The organism is Planococcus sp. TJ-302 (assembly GCF_058268455.1).
The window spans coordinates 1,697,616-1,723,812 of sequence record NZ_JBZDOI010000001.1 but is presented as its reverse complement, the minus strand read 5'-3'; the positions used below and the strand labels follow the sequence as shown (position 1 = coordinate 1,723,812).

General features: G+C 47.1%; 27 protein-coding genes. 21 read left to right on the top strand and 6 right to left on the bottom strand.

The annotated features are described in order from the left end of the window. The first annotated feature begins 11 nt into the window (after positions 1-11). The 17 genes from AC4EHB_RS08425 (at position 12) to AC4EHB_RS08345 (ending at position 18,210) form a co-directional block, all read left to right on the top strand. Positions 12-908: an ABC transporter permease gene (locus AC4EHB_RS08425; protein WP_490981503.1), complete on the top strand. Its 897-nt coding sequence runs from the start codon at positions 12-14 to the stop codon at positions 906-908. A 20-nt stretch (positions 909-928) separates the two neighbouring features. Continuing rightward, positions 929-1,891, top strand: coding sequence for an ABC transporter ATP-binding protein (locus AC4EHB_RS08420; protein ID WP_490975122.1), 963 nt, complete (start codon positions 929-931; stop codon positions 1,889-1,891). A gap of 15 nt (positions 1,892-1,906) precedes the next feature. Then, on the top strand, positions 1,907-2,932 hold the full coding sequence (locus tag AC4EHB_RS08415; RefSeq protein ID WP_490975121.1) for an ABC transporter ATP-binding protein: 1,026 nt from the start codon (positions 1,907-1,909) through the stop codon (positions 2,930-2,932). Positions 2,933-2,945: 13 nt separating this feature from the next. Next, positions 2,946-4,268: a hypothetical protein gene (locus AC4EHB_RS08410; protein ID WP_490975120.1), complete on the top strand. Its 1,323-nt coding sequence runs from the start codon at positions 2,946-2,948 to the stop codon at positions 4,266-4,268. A 404-nt stretch (positions 4,269-4,672) separates the two neighbouring features. Then, on the top strand, positions 4,673-5,923 hold the full coding sequence (locus tag AC4EHB_RS08405) for a dicarboxylate/amino acid:cation symporter (protein WP_490975119.1): 1,251 nt from the start codon (positions 4,673-4,675) through the stop codon (positions 5,921-5,923). Between the two features lie 226 nt (positions 5,924-6,149). Next, entirely contained in the window at positions 6,150-7,550 is a 1,401-nt protein-coding gene (locus AC4EHB_RS08400; RefSeq protein ID WP_490975118.1) for an MBL fold metallo-hydrolase, read from the top strand. 64 nt (positions 7,551-7,614) lie between these two features. Next, positions 7,615-7,983, top strand: coding sequence for a rhodanese-like domain-containing protein (locus tag AC4EHB_RS08395; protein WP_490975117.1), 369 nt, complete (start codon positions 7,615-7,617; stop codon positions 7,981-7,983). Positions 7,984-8,114: 131 nt separating this feature from the next. Then, positions 8,115-9,098, top strand: a complete 984-nt coding sequence (locus tag AC4EHB_RS08390; protein WP_490975116.1) for a LacI family DNA-binding transcriptional regulator — start codon at positions 8,115-8,117, stop codon at positions 9,096-9,098. Continuing rightward, complete coding sequence (rbsK, locus tag AC4EHB_RS08385) at positions 9,095-9,976, top strand: ribokinase (RefSeq protein WP_490975115.1); 882 nt, start codon at positions 9,095-9,097, stop codon at positions 9,974-9,976. Before AC4EHB_RS08390 ends, rbsK begins: the two co-directional genes overlap by 4 nt. Next, on the top strand, positions 9,973-10,359 hold the full coding sequence (gene rbsD, locus AC4EHB_RS08380; RefSeq protein WP_490975114.1) for a D-ribose pyranase: 387 nt from the start codon (positions 9,973-9,975) through the stop codon (positions 10,357-10,359). The genes rbsK and rbsD overlap by 4 nt, the downstream gene beginning before the upstream one ends. A 19-nt stretch (positions 10,360-10,378) precedes the next feature. Continuing rightward, entirely contained in the window at positions 10,379-11,881 is a 1,503-nt protein-coding gene (locus tag AC4EHB_RS08375) for a sugar ABC transporter ATP-binding protein (RefSeq protein ID WP_490975113.1), read from the top strand. Continuing rightward, positions 11,862-12,806: an ABC transporter permease subunit gene (locus AC4EHB_RS08370; protein ID WP_490975112.1), complete on the top strand. Its 945-nt coding sequence runs from the start codon at positions 11,862-11,864 to the stop codon at positions 12,804-12,806. The genes AC4EHB_RS08375 and AC4EHB_RS08370 overlap by 20 nt, the downstream gene beginning before the upstream one ends. Before the next feature lie 13 nt (positions 12,807-12,819). Further along, complete coding sequence (gene rbsB / locus AC4EHB_RS08365) at positions 12,820-13,743, top strand: ribose ABC transporter substrate-binding protein RbsB (RefSeq protein WP_490981185.1); 924 nt, start codon at positions 12,820-12,822, stop codon at positions 13,741-13,743. Positions 13,744-13,863: 120 nt separating this feature from the next. Then, a complete protein-coding gene (locus AC4EHB_RS08360; RefSeq protein ID WP_490975110.1) occupies positions 13,864-14,133 on the top strand; it encodes a hypothetical protein in 270 nt (89 codons plus the stop codon). A 224-nt stretch (positions 14,134-14,357) separates the two neighbouring features. Further along, positions 14,358-15,860, top strand: coding sequence for a D-alanyl-D-alanine carboxypeptidase/D-alanyl-D-alanine endopeptidase (dacB, locus tag AC4EHB_RS08355; protein WP_490981184.1), 1,503 nt, complete (start codon positions 14,358-14,360; stop codon positions 15,858-15,860). A 658-nt stretch (positions 15,861-16,518) separates the two neighbouring features. After that, complete coding sequence (locus tag AC4EHB_RS08350; RefSeq protein WP_490981183.1) at positions 16,519-17,241, top strand: gamma-glutamyl-gamma-aminobutyrate hydrolase family protein; 723 nt, start codon at positions 16,519-16,521, stop codon at positions 17,239-17,241. After that, positions 17,242-18,210 carry a dipeptidase gene (locus AC4EHB_RS08345; RefSeq protein ID WP_490975107.1) on the top strand — a complete coding sequence of 323 codons (969 nt, stop codon included), beginning with the start codon at positions 17,242-17,244 and terminating at the stop codon, positions 18,208-18,210. A 68-nt stretch (positions 18,211-18,278) separates the two neighbouring features. Here AC4EHB_RS08345 and AC4EHB_RS08340 read toward each other — a convergent pair whose 3' ends face one another. The 4 genes from AC4EHB_RS08340 to AC4EHB_RS08325 all read right to left on the bottom strand — a co-directional run bounded on the left by AC4EHB_RS08340 (position 18,279) and on the right by AC4EHB_RS08325 (position 21,741). Next, a complete protein-coding gene (locus tag AC4EHB_RS08340) occupies positions 18,279-19,127 on the bottom strand; it encodes a YihY/virulence factor BrkB family protein (protein WP_490975106.1) in 849 nt (282 codons plus the stop codon). A 93-nt stretch (positions 19,128-19,220) separates the two neighbouring features. Further along, positions 19,221-19,580: a YolD-like family protein gene (locus AC4EHB_RS08335; RefSeq protein WP_490975105.1), complete on the bottom strand. Its 360-nt coding sequence runs from the start codon at positions 19,578-19,580 to the stop codon at positions 19,221-19,223. Positions 19,581-19,721: 141 nt separating this feature from the next. Continuing rightward, positions 19,722-21,023, bottom strand: a complete 1,302-nt coding sequence (locus AC4EHB_RS08330; protein WP_490975104.1) for a hemolysin family protein — start codon at positions 21,021-21,023, stop codon at positions 19,722-19,724. A 91-nt stretch (positions 21,024-21,114) separates the two neighbouring features. Next, complete coding sequence (locus AC4EHB_RS08325) at positions 21,115-21,741, bottom strand: YfbR-like 5'-deoxynucleotidase (RefSeq protein WP_490975103.1); 627 nt, start codon at positions 21,739-21,741, stop codon at positions 21,115-21,117. A gap of 91 nt (positions 21,742-21,832) precedes the next feature. On the opposite strand from AC4EHB_RS08325, the gene AC4EHB_RS08320 reads away from it, so the two are divergent. Further along, positions 21,833-22,315, top strand: coding sequence for a metal-dependent hydrolase (locus tag AC4EHB_RS08320; protein ID WP_490975102.1), 483 nt, complete (start codon positions 21,833-21,835; stop codon positions 22,313-22,315). Between the two features lie 109 nt (positions 22,316-22,424). Then, a complete protein-coding gene (locus tag AC4EHB_RS08315) occupies positions 22,425-22,613 on the top strand; it encodes a hypothetical protein (protein ID WP_490981182.1) in 189 nt (62 codons plus the stop codon). Between the two features lie 13 nt (positions 22,614-22,626). On the opposite strand, the gene AC4EHB_RS08310 is transcribed toward AC4EHB_RS08315, so the two are convergent. Next, on the bottom strand, positions 22,627-23,826 hold the full coding sequence (locus AC4EHB_RS08310; RefSeq protein WP_490981181.1) for an MFS transporter: 1,200 nt from the start codon (positions 23,824-23,826) through the stop codon (positions 22,627-22,629). Between the two features lie 117 nt (positions 23,827-23,943). After that, positions 23,944-24,375, bottom strand: coding sequence for a hypothetical protein (locus AC4EHB_RS08305; protein WP_135505354.1), 432 nt, complete (start codon positions 24,373-24,375; stop codon positions 23,944-23,946). A gap of 216 nt (positions 24,376-24,591) precedes the next feature. Between AC4EHB_RS08305 and AC4EHB_RS08300 the strand changes: the two genes are divergently transcribed. Continuing rightward, on the top strand, positions 24,592-25,266 hold the full coding sequence (locus AC4EHB_RS08300) for an SOS response-associated peptidase (protein WP_490975099.1): 675 nt from the start codon (positions 24,592-24,594) through the stop codon (positions 25,264-25,266). A gap of 15 nt (positions 25,267-25,281) precedes the next feature. Then, positions 25,282-26,130, top strand: a complete 849-nt coding sequence (locus tag AC4EHB_RS08295) for a patatin-like phospholipase family protein (RefSeq protein WP_490975098.1) — start codon at positions 25,282-25,284, stop codon at positions 26,128-26,130. Positions 26,131-26,197: the final 67 nt, after the last annotated feature.

The window sequence follows — 26,197 nt, the reverse complement described above, 5'->3', positions numbered from 1 at the left end:
CATTGACGGGAATAACAGAACCAATTGCAAATGAAGGGAAAGTCAAACCCCAGTCCTCCTTGAAGAGGCTTGGGAAAAGGCTGCTGCACAGCAAAACGGGAATGGTCGGACTGATTATTGTGGTGGGTGTGTTGCTTATGGCCATTTTAGCGCCATTATTGACAGACAATGATCCAGCTAAGACGGATGTGATAAACCGTCTGCTTCCTCCGTTTTGGCTTGAAGGAGGCAATACGGAATTCTTGTTGGGCACGGATAATCTGGGGCGCGACATATTGAGCCGCATCATTTACGGATCCCGCATATCGTTATTAATCGGAATCAGCGCCGTTTTGCTGGCAGGTGCCATCGGCATGGCGCTCGGATTAATCGCTGGCTACTACGGCAAAGTATGGGATTTCATCATCATGCGTACAGTCGATTCGCTGCTGGCAATCCCGAACATATTATTCATGCTAATCATTCTTGCAGTCATGGGGCCAAGCCTCATCACTTTAATACTGGTGCTTGGAGGCACTTCATGGGTTGTCTATGCGCGCATGGTGCGAAGTGAAACGCTCAGCATTAAAGAACGAGATTATGTGCGTTCCGCAAAAGCAATTGGCGCCAAAGATTTTCGAATTATCATGAAATACATTTTACCGAATGTCCTTTCCTCGTTTATCGTAATCGCCACACTCAACGTGGCCACGACAATCATACTGGAAGCCAGTTTGAGTTTCCTTGGCCTGGGCATCCAGCCGCCGGATGTTTCATGGGGGCTGATGTTGAGCGATGGCCGTGAATATATTGCGACCAGCTGGTGGGTAGCCACTTTCCCGGGGATCGCCATCACCGTAACAGTACTGGGAGTCATTTTCCTTGGAGACTGGCTGAGAGACGTATTGGATCCGAAAATCAAAGATTAATGGAAGAAGGTGGCTTGGTTTTGAATAACAGCCTTTTAAAAGTAGAAAATTTAAAAGTCCGCTTTAAAACGGAAGACGGCTATGTCTCTACTGTGAATGGAGTCACTTTTGATGTTGAAAAAGGTGAAACTTTGGCTATTGTGGGAGAGTCCGGTAGCGGGAAAAGTGTGACTTCACTTGCTTTAATGGGTATCCTTCCTGCAAATGGGGAAATTTATGAAGGCAAGGTCAGCTTCGAGGGCAAGGATTTGAGGAATTTAAGCAAAAAACAATACAGGGAATTGCGCGGAAAAGAAATTGCCATGATTTTTCAAGAGCCGATGACAGCATTGAATCCTGTTTTTACAATCGGTTATCAATTGAGGGAAACCTTGATATTGCATTACCAGATGTCGAAAGAACAGGCGCAGAAAAAAGGCGTGGAAATGCTTGAGACAGTTGGCATCCCGGATGCTGAAAAAGTGATGGGTAGGTTTCCCCATCAGCTTTCAGGGGGGATGCGCCAGCGCGTTATGATTGCGATGGCGTTGTCTGGAAATCCGAAGCTGCTGATTGCGGATGAACCGACTACCGCGCTCGACGTCACCATTCAAGCACAGATTCTGACATTGTTACGCAATTTGAAAGAGAAATCGAATACCAGCATCATGATCATCACGCACGACCTGGGAGTGGTGGCTGAACTTGCAGATCGCGTCATCGTGATGTACGCGGGAGAAGTGGTGGAAGAAGCACCGATCTACGAGCTTTTTGAAAATCCGCTCCATCCATACACAAAAGGATTGATGGCATCCATTCCGAAAATCCATGATGTGGTGGATGAATTGTATTCTATAGAAGGAACAGTGCCGAACCCTGCTGATATGCCGCCAGGCTGTAAATTTTTCCCGCGCTGTCCGATAGGGGATATCGAATGCACGAAAATCCATCCCCCATTAGAATACGTTTCAGAAAAACACGCGAAGCGATGCATAAAAGTTTAGGGGAGGGGGAATCATATGAACGCCGTCGAAGATCAGGTTATTATGGAAGTGAAAAACCTTAAAAAACATTTTGATATGTCTAAAGGTTTTATCAAAAAAACGAAAACCATTGTCAGAGCTGTGGATGGCTTGAACTTTAAAGTATACAAAGGCGAAACATTGGGTATTGTAGGGGAATCAGGATGCGGGAAATCGACGACCGGTTCCTTGATGCTGGGGCTGCTTGATGCAACAGAAGGCCATATCTATTTTCAGGATCAGGATATCGCAGGCATGACGAAAGAGGAACTTCGCAAGGCCAGGCGCGACCTGCAAGTGATTTTTCAAGATCCCTATTCATCCTTGAATCCAAGGATGACAGTTGAAGAACTGGTCGGGGAGCCTTTGCTGGTCCACGGCTTGGCTTCAGGCAAAGAATTGAAGAAACAAGTAAGTGAATTGTTGAAGCTCGTTGGTTTGCGGGAACATCAGATGAAACTATATCCCCATGAATTCAGCGGCGGGCAACGGCAGCGGATAGGAATAGCACGGGCATTGGCATTAAAGCCGAAAGTGATTGTCTGCGATGAAGCCGTGTCTGCGTTGGATGTTTCCATCCAGGCGCAAATCCTCAATCTGCTTAAAAAGTTGCAAAAGGAAATGGATTTGACTTATATTTTTATAGCACATGGTTTGCCGGCGGTGCGCCATATTAGCGACCGCATTGGCGTCATGTATTTAGGGAAAATGGTGGAGCTGGCGGGCCGGGATGAATTATTCGAACACCCCCTGCACCCATATACACATGCTTTGCTGGATTCTGTTCCGATTCCAGATCCGCGGCTGCGCAAAGAGCATCAATTGATCAAAGGGGAAATTCCAAGCCCGAGCAATCCGCCATCGGGGTGTCCGTTCCACCCGCGATGCCCTTATGCCCAAGCAAAATGCGAAATAGAAATGCCCGAATACCGGGAAATCTTGCCGGCTCATTTTGTTGCTTGCCATTATCCGCTAGTGAACGAAGATACAAATGTATTGCCGCACGTTAAAAAAGTTAAGTAAGAAGGTGCACATCATGAAAGTCCGAATTGGGGCAATCGGTCCTCCAGACTCTCTGCAAATCATAAGGGAAGTCGCCCAACTGGATTCGAGGATTGAATTGGTTGAGTTCGAGTATTTCGGTTCTGAGCAATTGCCGGGGATCCTTTCCAAACATCGCTTTGAAGTAACGCAATGGATCTTTTCAGGGCAGACGCCGTATTATTATTGCCTGGAAAAAGGCTTGATAACGGAGGAGGAGGCGTCTTATCCTCCTCTCCACGGCATGGCACTGCTCGGCACCTGCCTGCAAGTGATGCAGGAGCATGGCCGTTTTGTTTCACATATGAGTCTGGATACGGTAGATGAGGACATAGTCAAATCGCTTTTCTCTGAATACCATTTGAATAAAATAAACTTCGAATTGTTGTCATATCAGGGATACAAAGACTACGACGAAATTATTAATTTTCATTTCCAAAATTACCAGGCTGGAAAAGCGGAAGTGGTATTGACCTGCCTATTGAAAGTGTATTTGGCATTGAGGAAGCTGGGGATCCCATGCTATAGAGTGGTGCCTTCAAAATTAGCGATCAAAACAGTGTTGGATCTGCTCGTTTCACGCGCTCAAAGCCATGTCTATGAGAAGCAGAAAGTGGTCATTATCGGTTTTCAATTGGTCGAAGGCGGGCGAGCTTGCAAAAAGACGGTCTATGACTTTGCCGAAAAGCAGAAAGAGCTTGAACTGGAGCTTGAACTGCTGCAAATTGCGAGGAAATTGAATGGGTCTTTGATAAACCGTGGCGGCGGTGTGCATTTCATTTATGCCACCCAAGGGGATTACGAATTATTGATAGCTGAGCGCCCGTTTTCAAAATTGGTGAATGAAATCACTATGCGGACCGCTTTGGATTTCCATATTGGAATCGGCTCGGGATACACGATCCATGACGCTGAACAACATGTCCAACGGGCTTTTGAATACGCCAATGAAGAAAACAGCGAAAAAATCATATACGTTGATGAAGAAGGAATCAACACCGGTGCTCTTGATACGGACAATGCGAATATTTTGCCGAATTTGAAGCTTCCGGTCTACTGGGAAGCTGTTCTGAAAACACATGGCTACCGTGAAAATATCCCGATGAAAGTTTATCAATACGTAAAATTGAAAAATATCCCGTATTTCAGCAGTGAAATGATGTCATCGCTTTTGAAAAACACAGACCGCAATTCAAGGAGGATATTAAGCGAACTGGAACAGATGGGGCTGATTCGCAGCCTTAAAGAAGATTTGAACCAAGGTAAACGCGGAAGGCCAAAAAAAGTCTACGAGCTGGTCCTTGGCGCAGAAAAATGAATGCGTGTGAAAAAGCCCAAATGGGGCTTTTTTTTTATTAAGGCGAAAAATGGATCGTTTTCGATTTTTAATGAATTTGCTATTTTGGATTTGGATAAACCCGAATCAGAGGAAGAAAGCGGAGTTGATTGCCTGTTGTGAAAACAAAAAGCAAAATTGCGAAACCCTTGAGAAGGAGAAGTGCGCAACGATTTAACGCTCATCCGCCGAAAGGTCGAAAGTTTTGTGGAATAGATACGTAAAGATTAACAGTTTAATTCTTTGGAGTGGTTAAATGTTCTTACAAGACATAATACTATAGTAGTATATTTGTTGAAGCGCAATTCGAGCAACTACTTTACGCTATAATTCCTTTGCTATTTGAGTTAAACTATTGCCTATGTCAGAAGAAAAGGAAGATTTGAATGAAGAAGAAAAGTTTGACTGTAAAAGTAATTGCCGGATTGATATTGGGAGCCCTTACAGGATTGCTCATCAATCTGTTTGCGCCTGACGCTTTTGATAATTTTAATACATACTTGTTCGTACCGCTTGGCCAAATCTTTTTGAGCTTGATCAGCATGCTGGTCGTGCCGCTTGTATTCTTTTCAATTATCCTTGGAACCTCGGGGCTTGGCGATCCAGCGAAACTTGGCCGGATCGGCTTTAAAACAATCACTTATTTTCTCGTGACAACTACGATTGCTATAGTAATTGGCCTTGGCCTGTCCGCAATCGTCCAACCTGGACTCGCAGGAGACTTTGATCTGGAAACCGCAGAATTCGATTCGGAAGAAGCGCCTTCTGTCGCAGAAACATTACTGAACATCATTCCGAAAAACCCGCTTGAAGCGCTGACAAACGGCAATATGCTGCAAATCATCGTCTTTGCTGTGTTTATCGGCTTGGCGCTTACAGCGCTTGGCGAACGAACGAAAGGGATAGTAAATCTCATCGAACAAGGCAATGACATTATGATGTATCTTGTCGGCATCGTAATGAAGTTCGCTCCTTATGGAACATTTGGTCTGATTGCGACAGCTATCGGGTCACAGGGGCTGTCTGCCATTAAAGCGATGAGCGCATACATGTTGGTAGTCTTAGCTGCATTATTCATCCACGCCGCTTTCACCTACGGCGGAACGATTGGGTTATTGGCGAAGAAAAACCCAATCTGGTTTTTCAAGAAGTTTGCCCCTGCAATGAGTGTGGCATTTAGTACGTCTAGCAGTACAGCGACTTTGCCTGTCTCTATGGATGTTGCCCAAAAACAGTTGGGTGTACCTAAATCGATAAGTTCGTTTGTCCAGCCGCTTGGCGCAACGATCAACATGGATGGCACGGCCATTATGCAAGGCGTCGCGACAATGTTCATCGCGCAGGCCTATGGCGTCGATTTAACGATGACTCAATTGGCGACAGTTGTCTTAACTGCCGTCTTGGCAAGCATCGGAACTGCGGGTGTACCAGGCGTCGGTTTGATCATGCTGGCGATGGTGCTGGGCAGCGTCAATCTTCCGGTAGCTGGAATCGGTCTTGTGCTCGGGATCGACCGTTTGCTTGATATGACTAGAACCGCAATCAATATTTCAGGCGACGCAGCCTGTGCCGTATACGTAGCGGAAACGGAGAAAAACCGTACCGAAGCAATTCAGGAACAGGAAGTCAACGCGTAATTGAATAATAAAACCGAATCCCTCTTTTCTCCAGCCTGGTGTAGGCATGGCGGAAAAGGGGGTTTTTTATTTTACCCGTCTGCTGCGATGTGATCCCGCCAAACTGCGGTTTCACAGCGTAGGTATCTGAATGAAAGAAAAAATAAAGCAGATTGCTTTACATAGCATACCCCTAAGGGTATATTATATTTGGCCACTCTAAACAATAGGAAAAGGGGAATCATTTATGTTATTACGATATTTCTATGATGATAAATTAGCGCACGCATCTTATGTCGTAGGCTGCCAGGCAACTGGGGAAGCAGTAGTGGTAGACCCGATGCGCGATATTAACCCATACGTTGAACTTGCTAAAAAAGAAAAATTGAAAATTGTCGGAGCGCTTGAAACTCATATCCACGCAGATTTCGTTTCCGGTTCCCGCGAATTGGCTGACCGTTTCGGAACTAAGATGTATATTTCGGATGAAGGCGACAAGGATTGGAAATACCAGAACACAGATAATCTCAGCCACCAACTATTAAAAGATGGCGATAAATTCAGTATCGGCAATTTAATCTTTGAAGTGATGCATACTCCTGGCCATACGCCGGAAAGCATCTCATTTATCTTGACTGATACAAAAGCAGCCGATTTGCCATTGGGAATCTTCACAGGTGATTTTGTCTTTGTCGGTGACGTCGGCCGTCCGGACTTGCTTGAAAAAGCGGCAGGCATCCAAGGCACTTCAGAATCTGGAGCTAAAGAGATGTTCAAATCAATCAAACGCTTTAAAGAGCTTCCGGATTATTTGCAAGTCTGGCCGGCACATGGTGCAGGAAGTGCTTGCGGTAAGTCAATAGGCGCAATGCCTTCAACTACCGTCGGTTACGAAAAGCTCTTTAACTGGGCTATGCAATTCAAAGATGAAACTTCCTTCATGGAAGAATTGCTGGCAGGGCAGACAGAACCGCCGTATTATTTCGCGGTCATGAAATCGGTCAACAAAGTGGGTCCAGAGTTGATTGCTAACTTGCCCGAACTGAAACCGATCGATCGATTCGCCGATATCAAGAACTTGTTGAAACAAGGCGAACAAGTCTTGGATTTGCGCCCGGCGGATGCTTTTAGCCAAGGGTTCATTCCAGGGACCATCAACATCCCGTTCAATAACTCATTCACGAACTGGGCAGGGTGGGTCGTGGATTACAAAAAACCGGTATACATTCTGGTGAATCCCGAATCGCTTGACGAAGTGGTCATCGCTTTGCATTCAATCGGCATTGACCAAGTTCTTGGCTATGCGGATGCAGACACGGTTGTCGGCCAAGCGGACAGCTTGGATAAATACGATAACGTGACCATTGAAGAAGCAAAAGAAATGATCAATAATGGCGAAGCTAATGTACTCGACGTTCGAAATAAAACGGAGTATGATGAAGGACATATTGAAAATGCCATCCACATCATGGTGGGCACATTGAAAAACCGTCTGGAAGAAGTCGATGCCAGCAAGACAGTCATCGTCCATTGCCAAAGCGGAGCGCGCTCGGCGATTGCAGCGAGCCTGCTGAAAGCGAACGGCTTTGATAACATCGTCAACATGCCAGGCGGCTATTCGAAATGGTCGATTAGAGTAAAAGCGTAACTAACAGGATAAATCGAACCGCCGGAACTATTCCGGCGGTTTTAAGATGCAGAGGGGCAGGTGAATGGATATGGCAATACCGATTACTCTACTGGCGCTGCTGCTTGCAGGCTGCGGATACCGCAGGTTCATGCCGCTTCGCGGAATGAAAAAAGAATGCCTCGAAGATGTGGATTCCAAGTCTTTGACGATTCTGGATATCCGCCCTTACAATATCTCGCATGGAGAAGTGCCGGAAGCTATGAACTTGCCATTTTCTTATTTAATGCGCAGTCATAAGGAAATTCCGGATCAGCCTATACATTTACTGGCATCGGACGCAATCGAAAAGAATTTGGGCGCGCGCTTTCTGCAGAAAAAAGGCTTTAATGTAGTGAGCTACAGCTTAACTGGACAAAACAGCAACGGCGATATTCGCGTGCCGTGCAATTGATCAAAAGGATTCCATCCCACCCGATGGAATCTTTTTTTGTTTTCTGGAAAATCTTCACATTGACAAGGGTGAAACAGCGATGTATATTTTGTGTAACCGGTTACACACGCATTAGGAATGGAGCCAGTACAATGACAACCATCAGAGACGTGGCAAAAAAAGCTGGGGTATCCGTAGCGACAGTTTCCCGTTTTCTTAATAACAGCGGCTATGTCAGTACGGACGCAGCAAAAGCTGTTGCTTCAGCAGTTGAAGAATTGAAATACGAATTGAATCCAGTTGCCCGGTCGCTGAATACCAAACAGTCGAATTTGATCGGTTTGATATTGCCAGACATCACTAATCCGTTTTTTCCGGAACTGGCAAGGGCGGTTGAAGATGTTGCATTGACTTACGGCTACACTGTGATCTTATGCAACTCGGATGAAGATCCGGAAAAAGAGAAAAATTATTTGAATACATTAAAGAAAAAATACATTGCCGGTTTTATTGTGACGTCGAACCAGCTGGATGCTCCACATTACGCGAATATGACCTTGCCGATTGTGGCACTTGACCGCGCAATCAACGACAAAATACCAACCGTTTCTTCCAATAACCGGGAAGGGGCGGCGATGGGCACAAATGCACTTCTGGAAAGAGGCTGCAAAAACATCCTGTTTTTAAGAGGCCCGGGTGAGCTCAACCCAGCGAATGACCGCTATGAAGGGTTTATGGATGCCATCAAGGCAGCGGGCGCTGATTACCATGTGGCGACATCTCCGTTCCATTTCGCGGATTCGCAAAAAATCACGGATGAATTCTTACGGGCGCATAAAGAAATTGACGGCATTTTTGCCAGCAGTGATGTCTCGGCGGCAGGAGCATTGAAAGCGGCGGTGACGCTCGGCATCAAAGTACCTGAAGAATTGCAGATTGTCGGCTTTGATGGAATTGCAATGGGCGAGATGTTATCGCCCGGCCTTTCAACAGTGGCACAAGATGTTTATAAAATGGGAGCGATTGCAACGCGGGTTTTGATCAAGCGGATTGAAAACCAGCCCGTTGACCAGCATTTCTACGAAGTGCCGGTGCAATTGAAGCTTCGCGGGACAACAAAGGGAGTGGCAGAATGATTACAGTAGTGGGCAGTGTGAATATGGATTTGGTCGTACGGGCAAATCGCTTTCCAAAGCAAGGGGAGACAGCGTTAGGCGATTTGTATACGACTGTACCGGGAGGCAAAGGAGCCAATCAGGCAGTTGCGGCTGCGCGGCTTGGTGAAGCCGTGCAAATGATCGGAGCGGTCGGAACGGACGCTTTCGGGGATGAGCTGCTGAAAGGTTTGGCTGCTGAAAACATAGATATCGGCTTGGTGAAGCGTGTCGCAGGCACAAGCGGAATTGCGAATATTCTATTGTCTGAAGGCGATAACCGCATCATCGTCGTACCAGGCGCAAATCACGCCATCGAAGCGCACGAACTAGAGGCATTTGAATCCAAGCTCGCAGCAAGCGGCATCGTCATCTTGCAATTGGAACTTCCGATTCCAGTCGTCCAGCAGACGCTGGAAATTTGCCATAGGCATAATGTGCCGACCATCTTGAATCCGGCGCCAGCTGATGCTTTTACAAAAGAACTCCTGCCATACGCCACTTATTTGACGCCGAACGAAACAGAGGCAGAAGAAATCTTCGGTGCGGAATGGGAGCGGGAAATTGAGCAATACCCGAACCGCCTGATTGTCACCTTAGGCAAAGAAGGGGCAAGATATTTTGACGGCCACAAGCATATCCAGGTAAAAGGTTTTGAAACACAAGCGATTGATACAACAGGCGCAGGTGATACGTTCAACGGAGCGTTCGCTGTGGCGTTGGTGGAAAACATGCCATTTGCGGAAGCAGTGCGCTTTGCCAATGCGGCTGCATCGTTATCGGTGGAAAAATTCGGAGCTCAAGGCGGAATGCCATCCCGGCAGGAAGTTCTGAAGCGTATGGGAGATAACCAAACATGAAAAAACATGGCATGATCAACCGTGACATAGCGGCAGCGCTTGCGGCCTTCGGACATACAGACCTTCTCGTCATTGCCGATTGCGGTTTGCCGGTACCGAAAGGGGTTCCATGCATCGACTTATCCTACCGCATCGGCGAACCTTCTTTCCTTACGGTGCTACAGGCGGTCCTGGAAGATTTCGAAGCGGAAGCCGGGTTTATTGCCCGGGAAATAACAGAAGAGAATCCTGAAGTTGAAACAGGTGTTTTAGAGCAGGTCAATGCCGCATACATTACGCATGACGAATTGAAGAAAATGAGTAAAGAGGCGAAGCTGATCATCCGGACGGGTGAAGCGACGCCATACGCCAATATTGTTCTTCGTTCTGGTGTGATCTTTTAAAAAGGGCAGGTGAATCCCAATGATTAAAATGACCAATATATCGAAGTCATTCAACGGCAACCAAGTATTGAAGAATGTACAGTTTTCATTGGAACCTGGAGAAATCCATGCATTGATGGGGGAAAACGGCGCAGGCAAATCGACGCTGATGAAAATACTGACGGGCATTTACTCGCGCGACAGCGGAACGGTGGAAGTAAAAGGCAAGGAAGTCCATTTCACGTCGCCGAAGCAAGCGGAAGAAGCTGGGATAGCTGTAATACATCAGGAGCTGAACATCCTCCCGCATTTGTCGATTATGGATAATATGTTTTTAGGGAATGAAGAGACATTCGGCCGCACTGGAATCATCAGAACTAAAAAAATGGAACAGAAAACGAAAAAAGCGCTTCTGGACCTGGGCCTGGACATCGATCCGGCAGCACCGGCAAGTTCGTTGTCCGTCGGCCAGCAGCAAATCGTGGAAATTGCGAAAGCGCTGGCTATTGAAGCAGAAGTGATTGTCATGGATGAGCCGACAGCGGCGTTGACAGATCGCGAGATCGATACCTTGTTCGCGACGATTCGTGAATTGCAAGAGCGCGGCGTATCATTCATCTACATTTCACATCGCATGGAAGAAATCTTTTCGCTTTGCGATCGTATAACGATTTTGCGGGATGGCGAGTATGTAGGGGACAAGCGGATATCGGAAACATCGTTTGAAGAAATCGTCCAGATGATGGTCGGCCGCGAGCTCGGCGAACGTTTTCCGCAGCGCAATGCCGAGATCGGCGATGTGAAGCTGGCAGTAAAAGGCTTGAGCCGCAAGGATTGCTTTGAAGATGTCAGTTTTGAAATCCGCCGGGGCGAAGTGTTGTCGATCGCCGGTTTGATGGGCGCAGGGCGCACCGAAGTGGCGCAGTCGCTTTTCGGCTATAAGAAAGCGGATTCAGGGACAGTCGAATTTGATGGGCAGGTTGTAAAAATAAAAACTCCAAAACAAGCGAAGGAATTGGGCATTGGCTATATAACGGAAGACCGCAAGAGTGAGGGGCTGATCGTCGATTTCACCGTCGAAGAAAACGTCAGTCTGACCAATTTCTCTGCGATTTCGAAAAACGGCCTGATTTCCAAAACAAAAGAACGCTCGTTGTACGACAGCATGGTCAAACGCTTGGGCATCCGAACGTCAGGGCCGCAGCAGACGGCAAAATCCTTAAGCGGCGGAAACCAGCAGAAAGTGGTCATTGCCAAATGGCTGGGGATCGAACCCGAGCTGCTGATTCTCGATGAACCGACGCGCGGCGTCGATGTCGGAGCCAAAAAGGAAATCTATTCAATCATCAACAGCCTTGCAGAACGCGGAGTTGCGATATTGATGATTTCCTCGGAACTCCCTGAAGTCATCGGGATGGCGGATCGCGTGCTGGTCATGCACGAAGGAAAAGTAGCGGCTGATTTGCCAAAAGCCGAAATGACCCAGGAACGAATTATGCATTTTGCTGCAGGAGGCGGGAACCATGAAGTTAAAGAACACTAATCAATCTTTATTACAAAAAATCGGTCCATTTATCGGATTGATTGTTATTGTCCTAATATTTTCGATTTTAGAGCCTGGATTCCTATCCGTAAACAATTTGCTCAATGTGCTGAGACAAGTTTCCTTTAACGCGTTGATTGCATTCGGTATGACTTTTGTTATTTTGACTGGAGGCATCGATTTATCGGTCGGCTCTATCTTGGCGCTGACCGGTGCTGTGAGCGCAGGCTTGATTGCGAGCGGCATTGATCCGATTTTGGCAATGCTTGCGGGGCTGCTGCTCGGAGCTATTCTTGGCGCGGTTAACGGTGTCATCATTGCAAAAGGGAAAGTGGCGCCATTCATTGCGACTCTTGCCACAATGACCATCTACCGGGGGCTGACGCTCGTTTACACGGAAGGGCGTCCGATTTCCGGGCTTGGCGATAATGTGGCGTTCCAAATGCTTGGCAAAGGCTATTTTCTTGGAATCCCGATTCCGGTTGTCACCATGCTGATCAGCTTCGGAATCTTGTATTTCATTTTGAAGAAAACGACTTTCGGCCGCCGCGTTTATGCGGTCGGCGGCAATGAAGAAGCGTCCATCTTGTCGGGCATCAACACAGACCGCATCAAAATTTATGTCTACTCGCTGACGGGATTATTATCGGCTTTGGCGGCGCTCATGCTGACTTCCCGTTTGAACTCGGCGCAGCCAACCGCGGGAGAGATGTTCGAGCTTGATGCGATTGCAGCGGTCGTCCTCGGCGGTACCAGTTTAACCGGCGGGCGCGGATGGATTGTCGGAACATTGATCGGCGCGTTGATTATCGGCGTATTGAATAATGGCTTGAACATTATTGGGGTAACCTCCTTCTTCCAGCAAGTGGTGAAGGGTGCAGTAATATTATTGGCGGTTCTATTGGACCGTAAAAAAACAGCATAGGGAGTGTTGAGAAATGAAAAAGGTTCAATTATTGTTGGTGTTGTTGGCAATGCTTATTTTAGCAGCGTGTTCAATGGAAGCCCCAGGCTCTGGGTCTGAAGAAGAGGAAGGCGGCGGAGAATCAAGCGGGGAATTCAAAATCGGATTCTCGATTTCTACATTAAACAACCCGTTCTTCGTCACATTGAATGATGGCGCGGAAGCGAAAGCGGAAGAACTTGGCGCTGAATTGTCGGTTGTAGATGCACAGGACAATGCTTCAAAACAAGCAAGTGACGTAGAAGATTTGATCCAGCAAGGCGTGGATTTGATCATGATTAACCCGGTTGACTCGGAAGCGGTAACGGCTGCAGTGGAATCAGCGAACTCGGCTGGCATCCCAGTTATTACAGTTGACCGCAGTGCAGCTGGCGGCGAAGTAGTTTCACACATCGCTTCGGATAATATTGCTGGCGGTGAAATGGCAGGGGAATTCCTTGTGTCATTGGTCGGCGAAGGTGCTTTAGTTGCTGAACTTGAAGGGGTACCAGGATCTTCTGCTGCAAACGAACGCGGTGAAGGTTTCAACAAAATTGCATCAGGCAGCTTGGAAGTGGCTGCTAAACAAACAGCTAACTTCAACCGTTCAGAAGGATTGACTGTTATGGAGAACATTCTTCAGTCGAACCCTGACATTACGGGTGTGTTTGCCCATAATGACGAAATGGCTTTAGGGGCTCTTGAAGCGATTGAAGCTGCAGGAAAAGACATTACAGTTGTCGGCTTTGACGCAACTGATGATGCTGTGAAAGCAGTGGAAGAAGGCCGTATGGCAGGAACGATTGCGCAGAAACCGCAAATGATTGGTGAAATGGCAGTTGACGCTGCAGTGAAGTCGCTTAACGGCGAAGAAGTGGAAGCATCGATTCCAGTTGAACTGGAATTGATTAAAGAATAAGGAAAGCCCGGCATCGCGAAAACGCGATGCTTTTTTTATTTGGGCAGGTCTGAATAGGCGCCTTTGGTGAAGGGCTTTGTTATACTGGCAGTAATATAACCTTGAGGCGGAGGCGATTGGATGAGAAACACCTGGAAGCTGAAATACGAAGATCATAGCATTCACGTGGAAAATACGCTGTTGAATGATAAACTTTACGTTGACGGCGTATTGCAGGATGAACACATCGGCTTGCACTTGAGTTCACGGCTTTATGGAAAACTGAAAAACAGCCGCGGGGAGTCTGAAGACATCAAAATTTCATTGTCAGCAAAATGTCCGAATACAGAATGCAGAATCTTTATCGGGGAACGCCTTATCTATTCGACTGGCCTGCAATGGGACATGTAAGTTATGAAACCGAGCCGCAAAGCGTAAATGCTTTGCGGCTTTTGCGTTAGGTTCATCGGTCTATGGACAAGAATAAAACAATTAATCTATTTTATAAATTATGGAACATATTCCTATTTAATGAAAATATACTAAGTAGTTGGAATCATTTGTTAAAAAATCAGAAAATTCTTTCTCCTGGTGTGCTATGCTTTTTTTATCACTAGGAAAAAGGGGCTGGAAAAGTGGAAAAGAAACGTGTATTGAAGTGGGGGGTGCCCGTCGTACTGGCGGCTGTATTGGCAGTATCGCCTGTCCAAGGTGGAAATTCCGATCAAGGAGTTGGGGCGGATGACGATTATGCAGGACTCGCAAATGACATCAACTTGTTGCTGCAGGATAAACGCCTGGACGGTGCAACGACAGGCGTCAGTATACGCAAAGCGGAGACCGGGGAAGTGATATACGACCATTTCGGAGATTCCCGATTGACGCCGGCATCGAACACGAAATTGTTCAGCGGTGCGGCAGCGCTGGAGACTTTAGGAGAAGATCATCGTTTCAGCACAGAAATACATACAGATGGCCAACTCAAAGGAAAAGTTTTGCAAGGGAACCTATACTTGAAAGGGAAAGGCGATCCTACGCTTCTGCAAAAAGACTTTGAGGAGTTTGCCGCTGAGCTGAAAAGCCAGGGCATTGAAAAAGTGAAAGGCGACCTTATCGGAGATGACACGTGGTATGACGATGAACGGCTTTCCGAAGACATCACATGGAAAGACGAGCGCTATTACTACGGCGCTGAAGTGTCGGCTTTGACGGCTTCGCCGAACGAAGATTACGATGCGGGCTCTGTCATTGTCGAAGTGAATCCCGGCGATGCGCAAGGCGCCGAAACAGCAGTAACGCTGACGCCCCATACGGATTACGTCAACATCATCAATAACACGACCACAGGAGCAGTCGGCGGCAAGAAAACAGTTTCCATCATCCGCGCCCACGGTTCAAACGACATCATCATCGAAGGCGAAATGCCGCTTGAAGGTTCACGTACGCGTGAGTGGATCGCCGTGACGGAACCATCGGGATACGCCTTAGACTTGTTTGAAAACGCCTTGGCTACAGAAGGAATCGAATTGATTGGCAAACATGGCATGAAGATGGGCAAGGTACCTGAAGGTTCGACTATGCTGGCTGAGCGTCAATCTATGACCTTGCGTGAGCTTTACATTCCGTTTATGAAACTGAGCAATAACGGACATGCTGAAGTGCTGGTGAAAGAAATGGGCCAGGCAGTTTCCGGTGAAGGAAGCTGGGACGCTGGGCTTGAAGTTGTTGAAGACGTTGCTGTAGACCTCGGCGTGAATATGGACACGGTCCAGCTGCGCGATGGCTCGGGCATGTCGCATGTCAACCTTGTCCCTGCAAATGAAATTTCGGCTCTTCTTCACGGAGCGCAGCAGGAAGAATGGTTCGGAGCTTACTTGAACTCGCTGCCAGTAGCAGGTGTTCCTGAACGTTTCGTAGGCGGGACGCTCCGCAACCGCATGAAAACAGGGGAAGCGACTGGCAATGTCACCGCTAAAACGGGAACACTGACAGCTGTTTCAGCATTATCCGGATATGCAGAAACACGCAGCGGGGAAAAATTGATTTTCTCAATACTGATCAATAACGATCTTGCGACCGTGACGCCAATCGAAGATGCCATTGCATCAGCAATAGCGGAATACGGCGAAGAACAATAAATGCCATCCCGATAAGCGATTGCTTATCGGGATTTTTAAGTGTTGGAGAGTAGTATTACTAAAGCCGATATTCCGCAAAATAGCCCCGCAAGCCCATATGCTCCTGTCCCTGCAACGCTTCGCTAGCTTCGGGACATGAAAGTGCGTTGCATCGCTGCGCTGCTTCGTCGCAAAGATACGGCCGAACTACCTTCGGCCATATCTTTCCTGCGGGCTTGCGCCGAACTAACTCGTGCTAACGTTCGAGTGGATTTCGGCACTGCGCTGTCCCGCGGGAGTCGGAGCTGTTTTGCTCCATATCTGTAGAACCTTGAGAAACTACAGAAAGGATATCTTTCGCGATCTTTGGTAAAAGAGATGATTTTCTATATTAAGAAATACCTTTGAATGAAGCGGAAGGCGGAGACTGAAGCCGGGCCCGCGGAACGCGTCCGCCTGTCTCTGTCCCTGCAACGCTGCGCTAGCTTCGGGACATGAAAAAACGTTGCATCGCTTCGCTAGCTTCGAGACATGAAAGTACGTTGAAGCGCAATGAAAAGAGCCTACCCACAGGTTCTCCTTACACAGAAATATCTTTCGGTTCATCTGGCATTTTGGCGGGTAATTCTGTATGTTTAATATATTCAGACAAAATATTCAGTCACAGGGGGAAAATAGCATGAAACCAATCATTGGCATCACGGCATCGAAAGAATTGGGCAAAGAACACTACACAATCGAACAGGCGGACACAGAAGCTATTTTACAGGCAGGCGGCTTGCCAATCATGCTTCCGCATTTATTGGCAGAAAAAGACATCGACCAGATTGCGAACCGAATTGATGGGTTATTTGCTGCTGGCGGCTACGACATCGATCCAACGCTATTCGGCGAAGAACCGCATCCGAACCTCGGAGTGATCATTCCCTCGCGCGATGCGTTTGAATTGGCGCTGATCAAAAAGGTGCTGGAATTGGGCAAGCCGATTCTGGCTGTTTGCCGCGGGGCGCAGATTTTGAACATTGCCATTGGCGGGGATATGTATCAGGATATCACTACTCAGAAAGAAGGAGACTTGCTTCAGCATCAGCAGAAGGCGCCAAAATTCCACGGCTCGCATTTCGTGCATATTCCGGAAGGTTCTCTGCTGCAGCGCTTGACGGGGACGACGCAATTGAAAGTCAACAGCCGCCATCATCAAGCCAACCGATTGGTGCCGGAGTCTTTCCTCGTAAGCGGTACAGCAAGTGATGGTGTGATTGAAGCGATTGAAAGCAAGGAGCATCATTTTGTGTTGGGGGTGCAATGGCATCCAGAGAATATGGCTATTGCTGGTGACGCCCCTTCTATCGGCATTTTCAACGGATTTATCGAAGCGTGCCTGGAAGAGGGGGATGAATAAGTGCAGATTATCGATACGCATTGCGACGCCTTACTGAAATTGCAGCTTGCTAAAAGAGGGGCTTTCTACAAACAGCAGCCGTTGAATTTCACGGATGCGGATGGAATTGAAACGAATTACGAGCGGCTCCGTTCAGGCGGCGTCAAAGTCCAATTTTTTGCGGTATTTCTGTATCCGGATTTGCCTGACAATGAAAAATGGCAGCACGCGCTTGAACAGGTCGATCTGTTTTACACGGAAATTCTTGGCAAGAATGCTGCTATGAAGCACATTAAACGCTGGGAAGATATCGATGCGCTGGCGGATGGCGAAATTGGTGCTGTTTTGACACTTGAAGGAGCGGATGCTTTCGGCAATGATTTGATGAAGCTGCGCCAACTGTATCGCCTGGGTGTGCTGTCAATCGGATTGACGTGGAACAATGCGAATTTATGCGCGGACGGCGCCGGGGAACCCCGAGGTGGAGGGCTGACCCTGCTTGGCAAGGACGTGGTGCGTTTGAACAATGAAAACCGAGTCTTCACGGACGTTTCGCATTTATCAGTGAAAGGGTTCTGGGACGTTATGGAACTCGCTGATTATCCTATTGCGAGCCATTCCAATGCGCGGGCGCTTTGTAATCACCCGAGAAACTTGGATGATGAACAAGCTAAGGCGATGTTCGCGAAGGACGGCATGATTGATGTCGTGTTTTGCCTGGACTTTATCAAACCCAATCCGAAAGATATTATGATTCCGGATTTAATCCGGCACATCGACCATTTTTGCAGCCTGGGGGGCGTAAAGCAAATTGGAATCGGTTCCGATTTTGACGGCATCGCTTCACACATCATTGATTTAGAAAATGCCTCGAAGTTCCAAAACCTTGTAAACGAATTGCAAAAGCATTATTCGGAAGATGAAGTGGCGGGTTTCGCTTGCCGGAATTTCCTTGAACATCGGCCAGGCATGAAGATGCAAAAAAGCTGAAAGGCAGCAAACAATAGCGCTGTAAATGAAAAAAGGCGCACCGCTGAATTCAGCGGTGCGCCTTTTTGCTACTCCTCGTACACTTGCGCAGGAGCGTTTTTCGTATTCTTGCGTTTATGGATGACAGCGTTGATTTCGGCGCCGATCACGAGGATCAAACCGGTCAAGAAGAACCAAAGCATCAAGACGATTAACCCGCCCAAGCTTCCGTATGTCGCGGAATAGCTTCCGAAGTTTGCCACGTAAATCGAAAATCCGAGTGACACGACTTGCCATAAAACGGTAGCGATGACTGCACCGACCAATACCTCTTTGAAAGGGAATTGCTTATTCGGCGCAAATTTGTAAAGGAATGCCAGCACGATGCTCATAACAGCGATCGAGATAACCCAGCGCAAAACTTGGAAAATGATTTCTGTCTGTTCCGGCAAATTTAGGGTAGAACTGATTGCATCGATGATGGCTCCGCCAAAAATTGGCAAGACCAAAGCGATGATGACTGCAACAAGCATGAACAACGTCAAGACGATGGCCATGGCTTTCTTTTTGATAAACGAACGGGTTTCTTCAACATCGTAAGCTGTGTTCGTTGCTTCGATAAAGGCGTTCATGGCATTTGAAGCCGACCATAATGTCCCCAGGATACCGAATGTCAACAAACCGCCAGATGGCGTGGTGACCACGCTGACAATGGTGTCTTCGAATGTTCTCGCCACTTCACCTGGCATGATGCCGGCGATGAATTCCATAGCGGCATTCGGATCGATCTGCAAATAAGGCAAGATCGACAATAGCAAAATTAATAAAGGGACAATTGCTAATAAATAATAATAGGCTTGTGCAGCAGCTAAGGTAGTGGCTTTGTCTGTTTTAATTTCTCCGCCGACTGCTTTAGCATACGACATAAATTTACTCATATATCCGACCTCCATCCTTAAGACTATTCTCTATATGCCCCATTGCCAGCCGGTTTAATCCCGAAATTTTGAAATCGACCGTATTTTATGGAGCTATTCACGCATTGCTGCTCCAATAATAGCGTCAAAAGAAAACTTTAATACGTTTCCGCTGCTGTCTAAGGACAGCATCTTGAGCCTAAGGTCTATCGCCGCGACAACCCCGGTGAAAGCTTTCACCTCTTCTTGCCAGACGCGGATTTCGATAAGGCATTGCCGCTTATAAGCCAAGTGGATTTCCTCGTAAAGAGCTTCAAGGTCGAATTCATCCAAACGGGGTCTGGTATCGCTGCGCTCGTGGTTCTGCCAGTCGCGTAGCATCTGCACATGTTCGGGCAGCATCATCGCTGTCCACTTGATCGTACCCCGATCTTTGATTTGTCCATTCACTTTTAATTGCCTGTTCAGTTTCATGCAAATTCCTCCTTCTTTTAAAATAGGAACATTTGTTCTTATAATATAGAAGGTCACCCTTATGGTCAATGCCAACTGGAAAATAATGTCCGTTTAAACGGAAAAAAGCAGGACATCTGCAATGAGATGTCCTGCTTTTTGTCAATCTCTTAGAATTTCCAATGAGACTTTTACAATATGGTGGTTTTCCATTTCGAGGATAATCCAGCGTTGCCCAGTTTTTGAAACGATGTCGCCAATTTCTGCTTCCACCAGCTGATGCTGGATCCAGCCTGCAATCGTATCAATATCGTCACTATCTTCAAACTCCAGATTGAATCGCTCTTCAAGGTCTTTCAGCAAAACACGCCCATTTAACAAGTAGCGGTCATCGCTTTCTTTAATGATTTCAGCTTCTTCTTCATCATCGAATTCATCGCGGATTTCCCCGACAATTTCTTCCAAGATGTCTTCCATTGTAATAATCCCTGACGTTCCGCCATATTCATCAATCACCAAAGCGATATGCGTGCGGTCTTTCTGCATCTTCATCAACGCTGTCTGAAGAGGCGTCGTTTCATGGAAATAGGGAAGGCTATGGATAAAATCGGGCATCTTCACATCGCCCACAAGCGCATAATGGGTCAAAATTTCTTTGGCGTTGATAAAACCGATCAAATCGTCTTTATCGCCGTTATTGGCAATGGGATAGCGCGTGTAGCGATGTTCCCGAAGTTCGGCCAACAGTTCTTCGCAGCTCAAATCTTGCGGGAAAGCCACAATCTGGGTACGCGGCACCATGACATCTTTAGCGCTGCGCTCATCGAATGCAAATATATTCTGCATGAAGGACAATTCGGTTTGGTTGATTTCGCCGCTTTGAAAACTTTGTGCCATGATGATTTTCAGTTCGTCTTCCGAATGGGCCTGTTCTTCAGAAGCAGGCTGGACACCGAAAAGACGGAGGAAAACACGCGCCGAACCGTTAAGCAGAAAGATGACTGGAGCCATGATTTTGCCAAACCAGTAAAGTGGCGGGGCCAATAGCAGCGACATGCGTTCGGCGAATTGGAGCGCTAATGATTTCGGCGCCATTTCTCCGATGACGACATGCAAAAAAGTCACTAGCGAGAAAGCCAGGACAAACGAAACGATGGCCGAAACCGATGACGGGATGCCGAATGCATCAAAAACAGGATGCAGGATCCGCTCCACGGTCGGTTCTCCGAGCCAACCAAGGCCAAGTGCTGTGACCGTAATTCCGAGCTGGCAGGCGGATAAGTAATAATCCAGATTCCCGACAACTTTTTTGACCGTAAGCGCCTTTTTATTGCCTTCTTCAATGAGCTGGTCAATGCGCGACATGCGGACTTTGACGACGGCAAATTCAGCCCCTACAAAAAAGGCTGTCAACGCGATTAATAAGATGAGCAAAGCTAAATTCAATAAAAGTATGGGGTCCAATAAATTCCCTTAAATAAGGGATTCACCTCCGGATTTTTTTGGTATTATTATAAATTTACCATAGTTAAAAGGCAAAACCTATCGTTTTAGATTAATCAGCCAGTACCTGGCGCGTGATTTCCTTTATATCAACAATCGAGTCTTCACTGATGACGTCTTCAAGGATGACATGCTGGAAGTAATCAACGCTCGCTTTAAGCGGAATCGCCAGCAGCTTTTTCAAGGCAATGCGGTACATCGCGACAAATTCCTTGTCCGAATTGCCGCGTTTCAATTCTGCGAACGACTCGTAGAATTGGTCGAGCTTGTCTGCCATCTCCAGCAGACGCCCTTCGGTGGAAGCGTCTTTTCCTTCTTTCATACGGTCAAAGAACACTTCGTGGAATTCTTCAGGGATTTCGCGGTAGATGAACTTTTCCATCATGCCTTCTTCCACTTTTGCAATCATTTCTTTAAGTTCGGGTGAAGAGTGCTTGACGGGCGTCTTGATATCGCCGATGAACACTTCCGCAAAGTCATGGTTGATGGTTTTTTCGTATAGCGACTTCCAGTCGACGTTTTTGCCTGCCCGTTCTTCAATGGTAGCAAAGAACATCGCATATTGGCTGACTTTCCAGGAATGCGCCGCTACGTTATGCTCTTCAAACTTAAATCTACCTGGAGCACGGATAATCCGCTCCAAATCATTTAATGAGGTAAAAAACCTATGGATTCCCATCGCCCTCGACTCCTTTATTTTTTCTCTATACCTCATCATACCCGGTTTTCAGTATAATAAAAGAAGATACTAAAAAAGGGGAACATGCGACATGACTGGAAAAACACACATCATCGGAGGCATCGCCGCAAGCCTGGCGTTTGCCCAAATTACACATTACGATCCGGTTATACTCTTATGCTCCGGAACTATAGGGGCGCTGCTGCCGGATATTTGCCACGGAGGCAGCAAAATCGGCCGCTCGTTCCCGGTTTTATCGAAAATCATCAATGTTCTGTTCGGTCACCGGACGTTTACTCACAGCCTTCTTTTCTTAGTGCTGATAGGCATCCTGTTTAATGCCCTTGGAGTGGACAAAGCCATCAGCGCAGGTTTTCTGGTCGGAATGATCAGCCATCTTGTACTGGATATGGCGACGAAAAATGGCATTAAATTATTTTTCCCATTGAAAGCGACGATCCGCTTTCCAATCACAACAACAACTGGCGGAACTGCTGAATACTTGGTATTTTCCGCGCTTTCAGTATTGGTTGTCTATTTTGGTTATGACGCTTTCTCAATCTACTTCCAATAGGATACTAGCCAGAAATTCTGCCAGCTATAAAATGAACCTGAAACAGGAGTTTTATCGCTGCGTTATAGGGAATAATCGCCTTATAGACGAAAAAAAGGAGGCGAAATTCATGGGAAAAGACGACTTTTCGAATGAACGCCCTCTCGGCGGCTCAAAAAAACGCCGCGAACGGGAAGAATTTGAAAGCATCGAGCAGGAATCCAGTGAAGACGGAAGAGACATGGGAAAAAAGGGAGCGCACAGCAACCTTGGAGTGGGCGATGAAGAAACGCCGATAAAAGAAAGTGAAAAAGAATGAAAAAAATGCCGCCTCAGCTTTTAGCCGAGGCGGCATTTTTACGGTACATCGATACAGCAAACAGGTACAGCATAGGCAGCGACGCGGTGAACAGCACCAAAGCGTTCCAGCCGCCAGCGGTCCAAAGCGGACTTAACAGTGAGCTGCCTGCAGCGACGCCGATGTAATAAGCGACAAGGTACAAGCTCGAAGCACTTCCCTTGTGATGGGCAGCTTGCTGTCCTACGGAAGCTGCTGTCAAAGAATGGGCAGTAAAGAAGCCTAGGCATGTCACACATAAACCGACTGCGATGAGCCAGACTTGGGAGCTGAGGGTCATCAAAATCCCTAAAGACAAAATCACTACACCAGCTCTGCGCACAGTACGGAGGCCGAATCGTTCTGCGGTGCGCCCAGCCAGCGGCGAACCCGCGACACCGATTCCATAGGCGAAAAAGAAATAAGAAATGGTCTGCAGCGTCATGGAGTAAGGAGGTGCTTCAAGGTGGAACGGCAAATAAGTCCAGATACCTGTGAACGAAATCTGCAGAACCGCCCCAAGACCGAAGACAACAAGCAAAGAAGGGTTTTTCAAATGGAAAAGGAAGCCTGCAATGTCTTTAGAGAAGCTTAGGTCGCTCGGTTGGAAATAAAGGGATTTCGGCAGCAGAAGCAACACAGCGACAAAAAGTAAAAGGCCGGTTGCCCCGAAAACAAAGAAGGTGGTCTGCCAGGAAAAGTGGTCAGACAGATAGCCGGCGAGTACACGGCCAATCATCCCGCCAAGCGCATTGCTGGAAATGTAGAGAGCGGTCGCATACGCGATGTCTTTCCGGTCGATCTCTTCACTGATATAAGCCAGTGCCGCTGCCGGAACTCCTGCCAGCGCAAAACCTTGGATAAGGCGCAGAATAACAAAACATGTAAAGGATTCGGTGAACGGCAGCAGGAAAAAAGGGAGCGCCGATCCGAGCAAGGAATAGATAATATAAGTTCGCCTGCCGTTGCGGTCAGAAAAGAAGCCGAGAATGATCAAGCCGGCAATCAGCCCGACAATCGTCGAAGACAGCGCCAGGCTGGATGTAGAAATCGAAACCTGGAATTCTGAGACGAAAAGCGGAAGCAACGGCTGCACGGCGTACAGGTTGGCGAAGATGAAAAGAGAAGCTAGAAGCAAGCTGAGCATGATCTTCCAAAAATCTTTGTCTTTGGAAGTGTATTTTTGGAGCTCCATAGAATTCACATCCATTCGCTTGGCGATATCAATATATTACCATTAATCAACTGCAATGGAATTGTGATGGAGCAAGACATGAAAAAATCCCGCAAATCGAATGATTGCGGGATTTTTTCATATTTTATTGAAGAAAGAAAGAATCTGTTTCTTCGAAGGTTCTTGAAGGCGATAGCGAAGTTCTTTGTTTTGGGTATTTACCAGATGGTAAGCCGGGTTTTCAGCAACCGTGAACTTCCAATGTGGTTTCGTGTTTTTCTTCTTGATCTGGAGTTCAGGCGGCATCATTTTTTCTTTGAAGCTTTCGAGTTTAGCCATCAAAAAGGTATCCATATACCGTACGATCAAAAAGCCTTGTTGACGCTCCGGGTCGAATTTCGCCAAGCTGAATTCGCTGATATCAAAACCTTTTTCGTACCGCTGGACTGATGGAGATAATACGAAGCAATCCTCGTTCGCAAATACCGATGAGTTGCCTTGTTGTTTCAGCCCTAATTCTTCTACCAGAAAATCTTTGTTTACCAGACTCATTTCTCGTGCAGTAGCCATGTAATTCCTCCTTGTAAAGCTCTTTATGTCTTATTATACCACTCTTTGGCCATAAATGGGGATGAAACGGGCTATTGAGATTTGCCAAGAGCACACAATGGGTGCATGCGAATAAAGAAAGGGGGTAATAACGGAAAAATGAGCTGATAACAATTAAAAGGCGGAAAATTCTGTTATATTAAAGGTATGGAAGAAAGTGTGGAAAGGAGTGTTTGCATGTGTGGTAGATACGCTTTATATGCGGATTATGCAACGATTTTAGAACGGTTTCACATTGAAGAAAGTGCGGTTGGCGAAGCGGAGTATTCGCCCAGCTACAACATCGCACCTTCCCAAAAAGTGCTGGCGGTGGTAAACGACGGGACGAAGAACCGGCTTGGCTATTTGAAATGGGGGCTCGTGCCGCCGTGGGCGAAAGATCAGAAAATCGGCTATAAGATGATCAATGCCCGAGCAGAGACTGCAGCGGAAAAGCCAAGTTTCCGCCATGCGTTCAAGAAAAAACGCTGCTTGGTGATTGCGGATGCCTTTTACGAATGGCAGCGTACTGATGAAGGCAAAATTCCCATGCTCGCCAAGTTAAAGTCCGGGAAGCCTTTCGCTTTTGCTGGGCTTTGGGAAACATGGCAATCGCCCGAGGGTGAAATTGTGAACAGCTGCACCATTCTGACGACACAGGCCAATGGATTGATGGGGACAATCCATGACAGAATGCCGGTCATGCTGTCGGAAGAAGGAGAGAAACTCTGGCTCAATCCAAAACAGGATCCACAGGTTCTTGAAGACTTATTGAAACCGTTCGATTCGGAGGAAATGGAAACTTTTGAAGTCTCAGATGCTGTCAATTCGCCAAAGCATAATGGACCGGAATTGATTCGAAAAGTGGGATGATCGGAGGGATTCCAAATGAAGAGTGGCCTGATTTTAGAAGGAGGAGGCATGAGGGGCGTTTATACAGGGGGAGTTCTGGAGAAATTCCTGAATGAAGAATTGTTTGTGGATTACATTATCGGAGTCTCGGCAGGCGCATGCAATGCTTCTTCTTATGTGTCGCGGCAATCCGGACGCAACCGTGAAGTGACGATCGGCTCTGTACATCATCCGGATTATATATCAGTAAAGAACCTCTTGCTTAAAAGGGAATTGTTCGGCATGAATTTGATTTTTGACGAAATTCCGAATCGTCTTGTGCCATTCGATTACATGAATTTCAATAAAGCCACCGAAGAATTCGTAGTGGGGGCGACCGATTGCATGACGGGTGAAGCAATCTACTATAGAAAGAATGAGCATGCTGATGACATTCTATCGATTGTCCGGGCATCAAGCTCAATCCCGTTGATGGCGCGGCCGGTCGAGTACAATGGGCGCCTGTTGATGGATGGGGGGCTTGCAGATCCGCTGCCGATCCGAAAAGCACTGGAGGATGAAGTGACAAGGCCAGTCATCATTCTCACCAAAGAGAAAGGGTACCGCAAAAAAAAGAATTCGTTTGCACGCATCGTGCCTACCTTTTACCGCCAGTTCCCAGGAATCATCAAGAACCTGGAAGACTGGGCTATCCGCTATAATACAACAATGGAACTTATTGAAAAAATGGAAGCGGAAGGGACTGTGCTGGTCATCCGGCCCTCTAAATATTTCAAAATGACCGGTATGGAGCGCGATGTCGGAAAGCTGACGGAGCTCTACGACCTAGGCTATAAAGATACTGAAGAGATGATGGACGTGATCTACAGATTCATCAGCCGCTAAACCGCTGGAAGCCAGCGGTTTTTTTATATGGCGGTGCGCCCGCCAATAATCGGAAATATGGTAAAAT

What these genes read in the sequence shown, in the direction of transcription:
- AC4EHB_RS08415 (WP_490975121.1), top strand. Translation starts at nt 1,907, where the DNA reads ATGAACGCCGTCGAAGATCAGGTTATTATGGAAGTGAAAAACCTTAAA.
- AC4EHB_RS08410 (WP_490975120.1), top strand. Translation starts at nt 2,946, where the DNA reads ATGAAAGTCCGAATTGGGGCAATCGGTCCTCCAGACTCTCTGCAAATC.
- AC4EHB_RS08405 (WP_490975119.1), top strand. Translation starts at nt 4,673, where the DNA reads ATGAAGAAGAAAAGTTTGACTGTAAAAGTAATTGCCGGATTGATATTG.
- AC4EHB_RS08400 (WP_490975118.1), top strand. Translation starts at nt 6,150, where the DNA reads ATGTTATTACGATATTTCTATGATGATAAATTAGCGCACGCATCTTAT.
- AC4EHB_RS08395 (WP_490975117.1), top strand. Translation starts at nt 7,615, where the DNA reads ATGGATATGGCAATACCGATTACTCTACTGGCGCTGCTGCTTGCAGGC.
- AC4EHB_RS08390 (WP_490975116.1), top strand. Translation starts at nt 8,115, where the DNA reads ATGACAACCATCAGAGACGTGGCAAAAAAAGCTGGGGTATCCGTAGCG.
- rbsK (WP_490975115.1), top strand. Translation starts at nt 9,095, where the DNA reads ATGATTACAGTAGTGGGCAGTGTGAATATGGATTTGGTCGTACGGGCA.
- rbsD (WP_490975114.1), top strand. Translation starts at nt 9,973, where the DNA reads ATGAAAAAACATGGCATGATCAACCGTGACATAGCGGCAGCGCTTGCG.
- AC4EHB_RS08375 (WP_490975113.1), top strand. Translation starts at nt 10,379, where the DNA reads ATGATTAAAATGACCAATATATCGAAGTCATTCAACGGCAACCAAGTA.
- AC4EHB_RS08370 (WP_490975112.1), top strand. Translation starts at nt 11,862, where the DNA reads ATGAAGTTAAAGAACACTAATCAATCTTTATTACAAAAAATCGGTCCA.
- rbsB (WP_490981185.1), top strand. Translation starts at nt 12,820, where the DNA reads ATGAAAAAGGTTCAATTATTGTTGGTGTTGTTGGCAATGCTTATTTTA.
- AC4EHB_RS08360 (WP_490975110.1), top strand. Translation starts at nt 13,864, where the DNA reads ATGAGAAACACCTGGAAGCTGAAATACGAAGATCATAGCATTCACGTG.
- AC4EHB_RS08350 (WP_490981183.1), top strand. Translation starts at nt 16,519, where the DNA reads ATGAAACCAATCATTGGCATCACGGCATCGAAAGAATTGGGCAAAGAA.
- AC4EHB_RS08340 (WP_490975106.1), bottom strand. Translation starts at nt 19,127, where the DNA reads ATGAGTAAATTTATGTCGTATGCTAAAGCAGTCGGCGGAGAAATTAAA.
- AC4EHB_RS08335 (WP_490975105.1), bottom strand. Translation starts at nt 19,580, where the DNA reads ATGAAACTGAACAGGCAATTAAAAGTGAATGGACAAATCAAAGATCGG.
- AC4EHB_RS08325 (WP_490975103.1), bottom strand. Translation starts at nt 21,741, where the DNA reads ATGGGAATCCATAGGTTTTTTACCTCATTAAATGATTTGGAGCGGATT.
- AC4EHB_RS08320 (WP_490975102.1), top strand. Translation starts at nt 21,833, where the DNA reads ATGACTGGAAAAACACACATCATCGGAGGCATCGCCGCAAGCCTGGCG.
- AC4EHB_RS08315 (WP_490981182.1), top strand. Translation starts at nt 22,425, where the DNA reads ATGGGAAAAGACGACTTTTCGAATGAACGCCCTCTCGGCGGCTCAAAA.
- AC4EHB_RS08310 (WP_490981181.1), bottom strand. Translation starts at nt 23,826, where the DNA reads ATGGAGCTCCAAAAATACACTTCCAAAGACAAAGATTTTTGGAAGATC.
- AC4EHB_RS08305 (WP_135505354.1), bottom strand. Translation starts at nt 24,375, where the DNA reads ATGGCTACTGCACGAGAAATGAGTCTGGTAAACAAAGATTTTCTGGTA.
- AC4EHB_RS08300 (WP_490975099.1), top strand. Translation starts at nt 24,592, where the DNA reads ATGTGTGGTAGATACGCTTTATATGCGGATTATGCAACGATTTTAGAA.
- AC4EHB_RS08295 (WP_490975098.1), top strand. Translation starts at nt 25,282, where the DNA reads ATGAAGAGTGGCCTGATTTTAGAAGGAGGAGGCATGAGGGGCGTTTAT.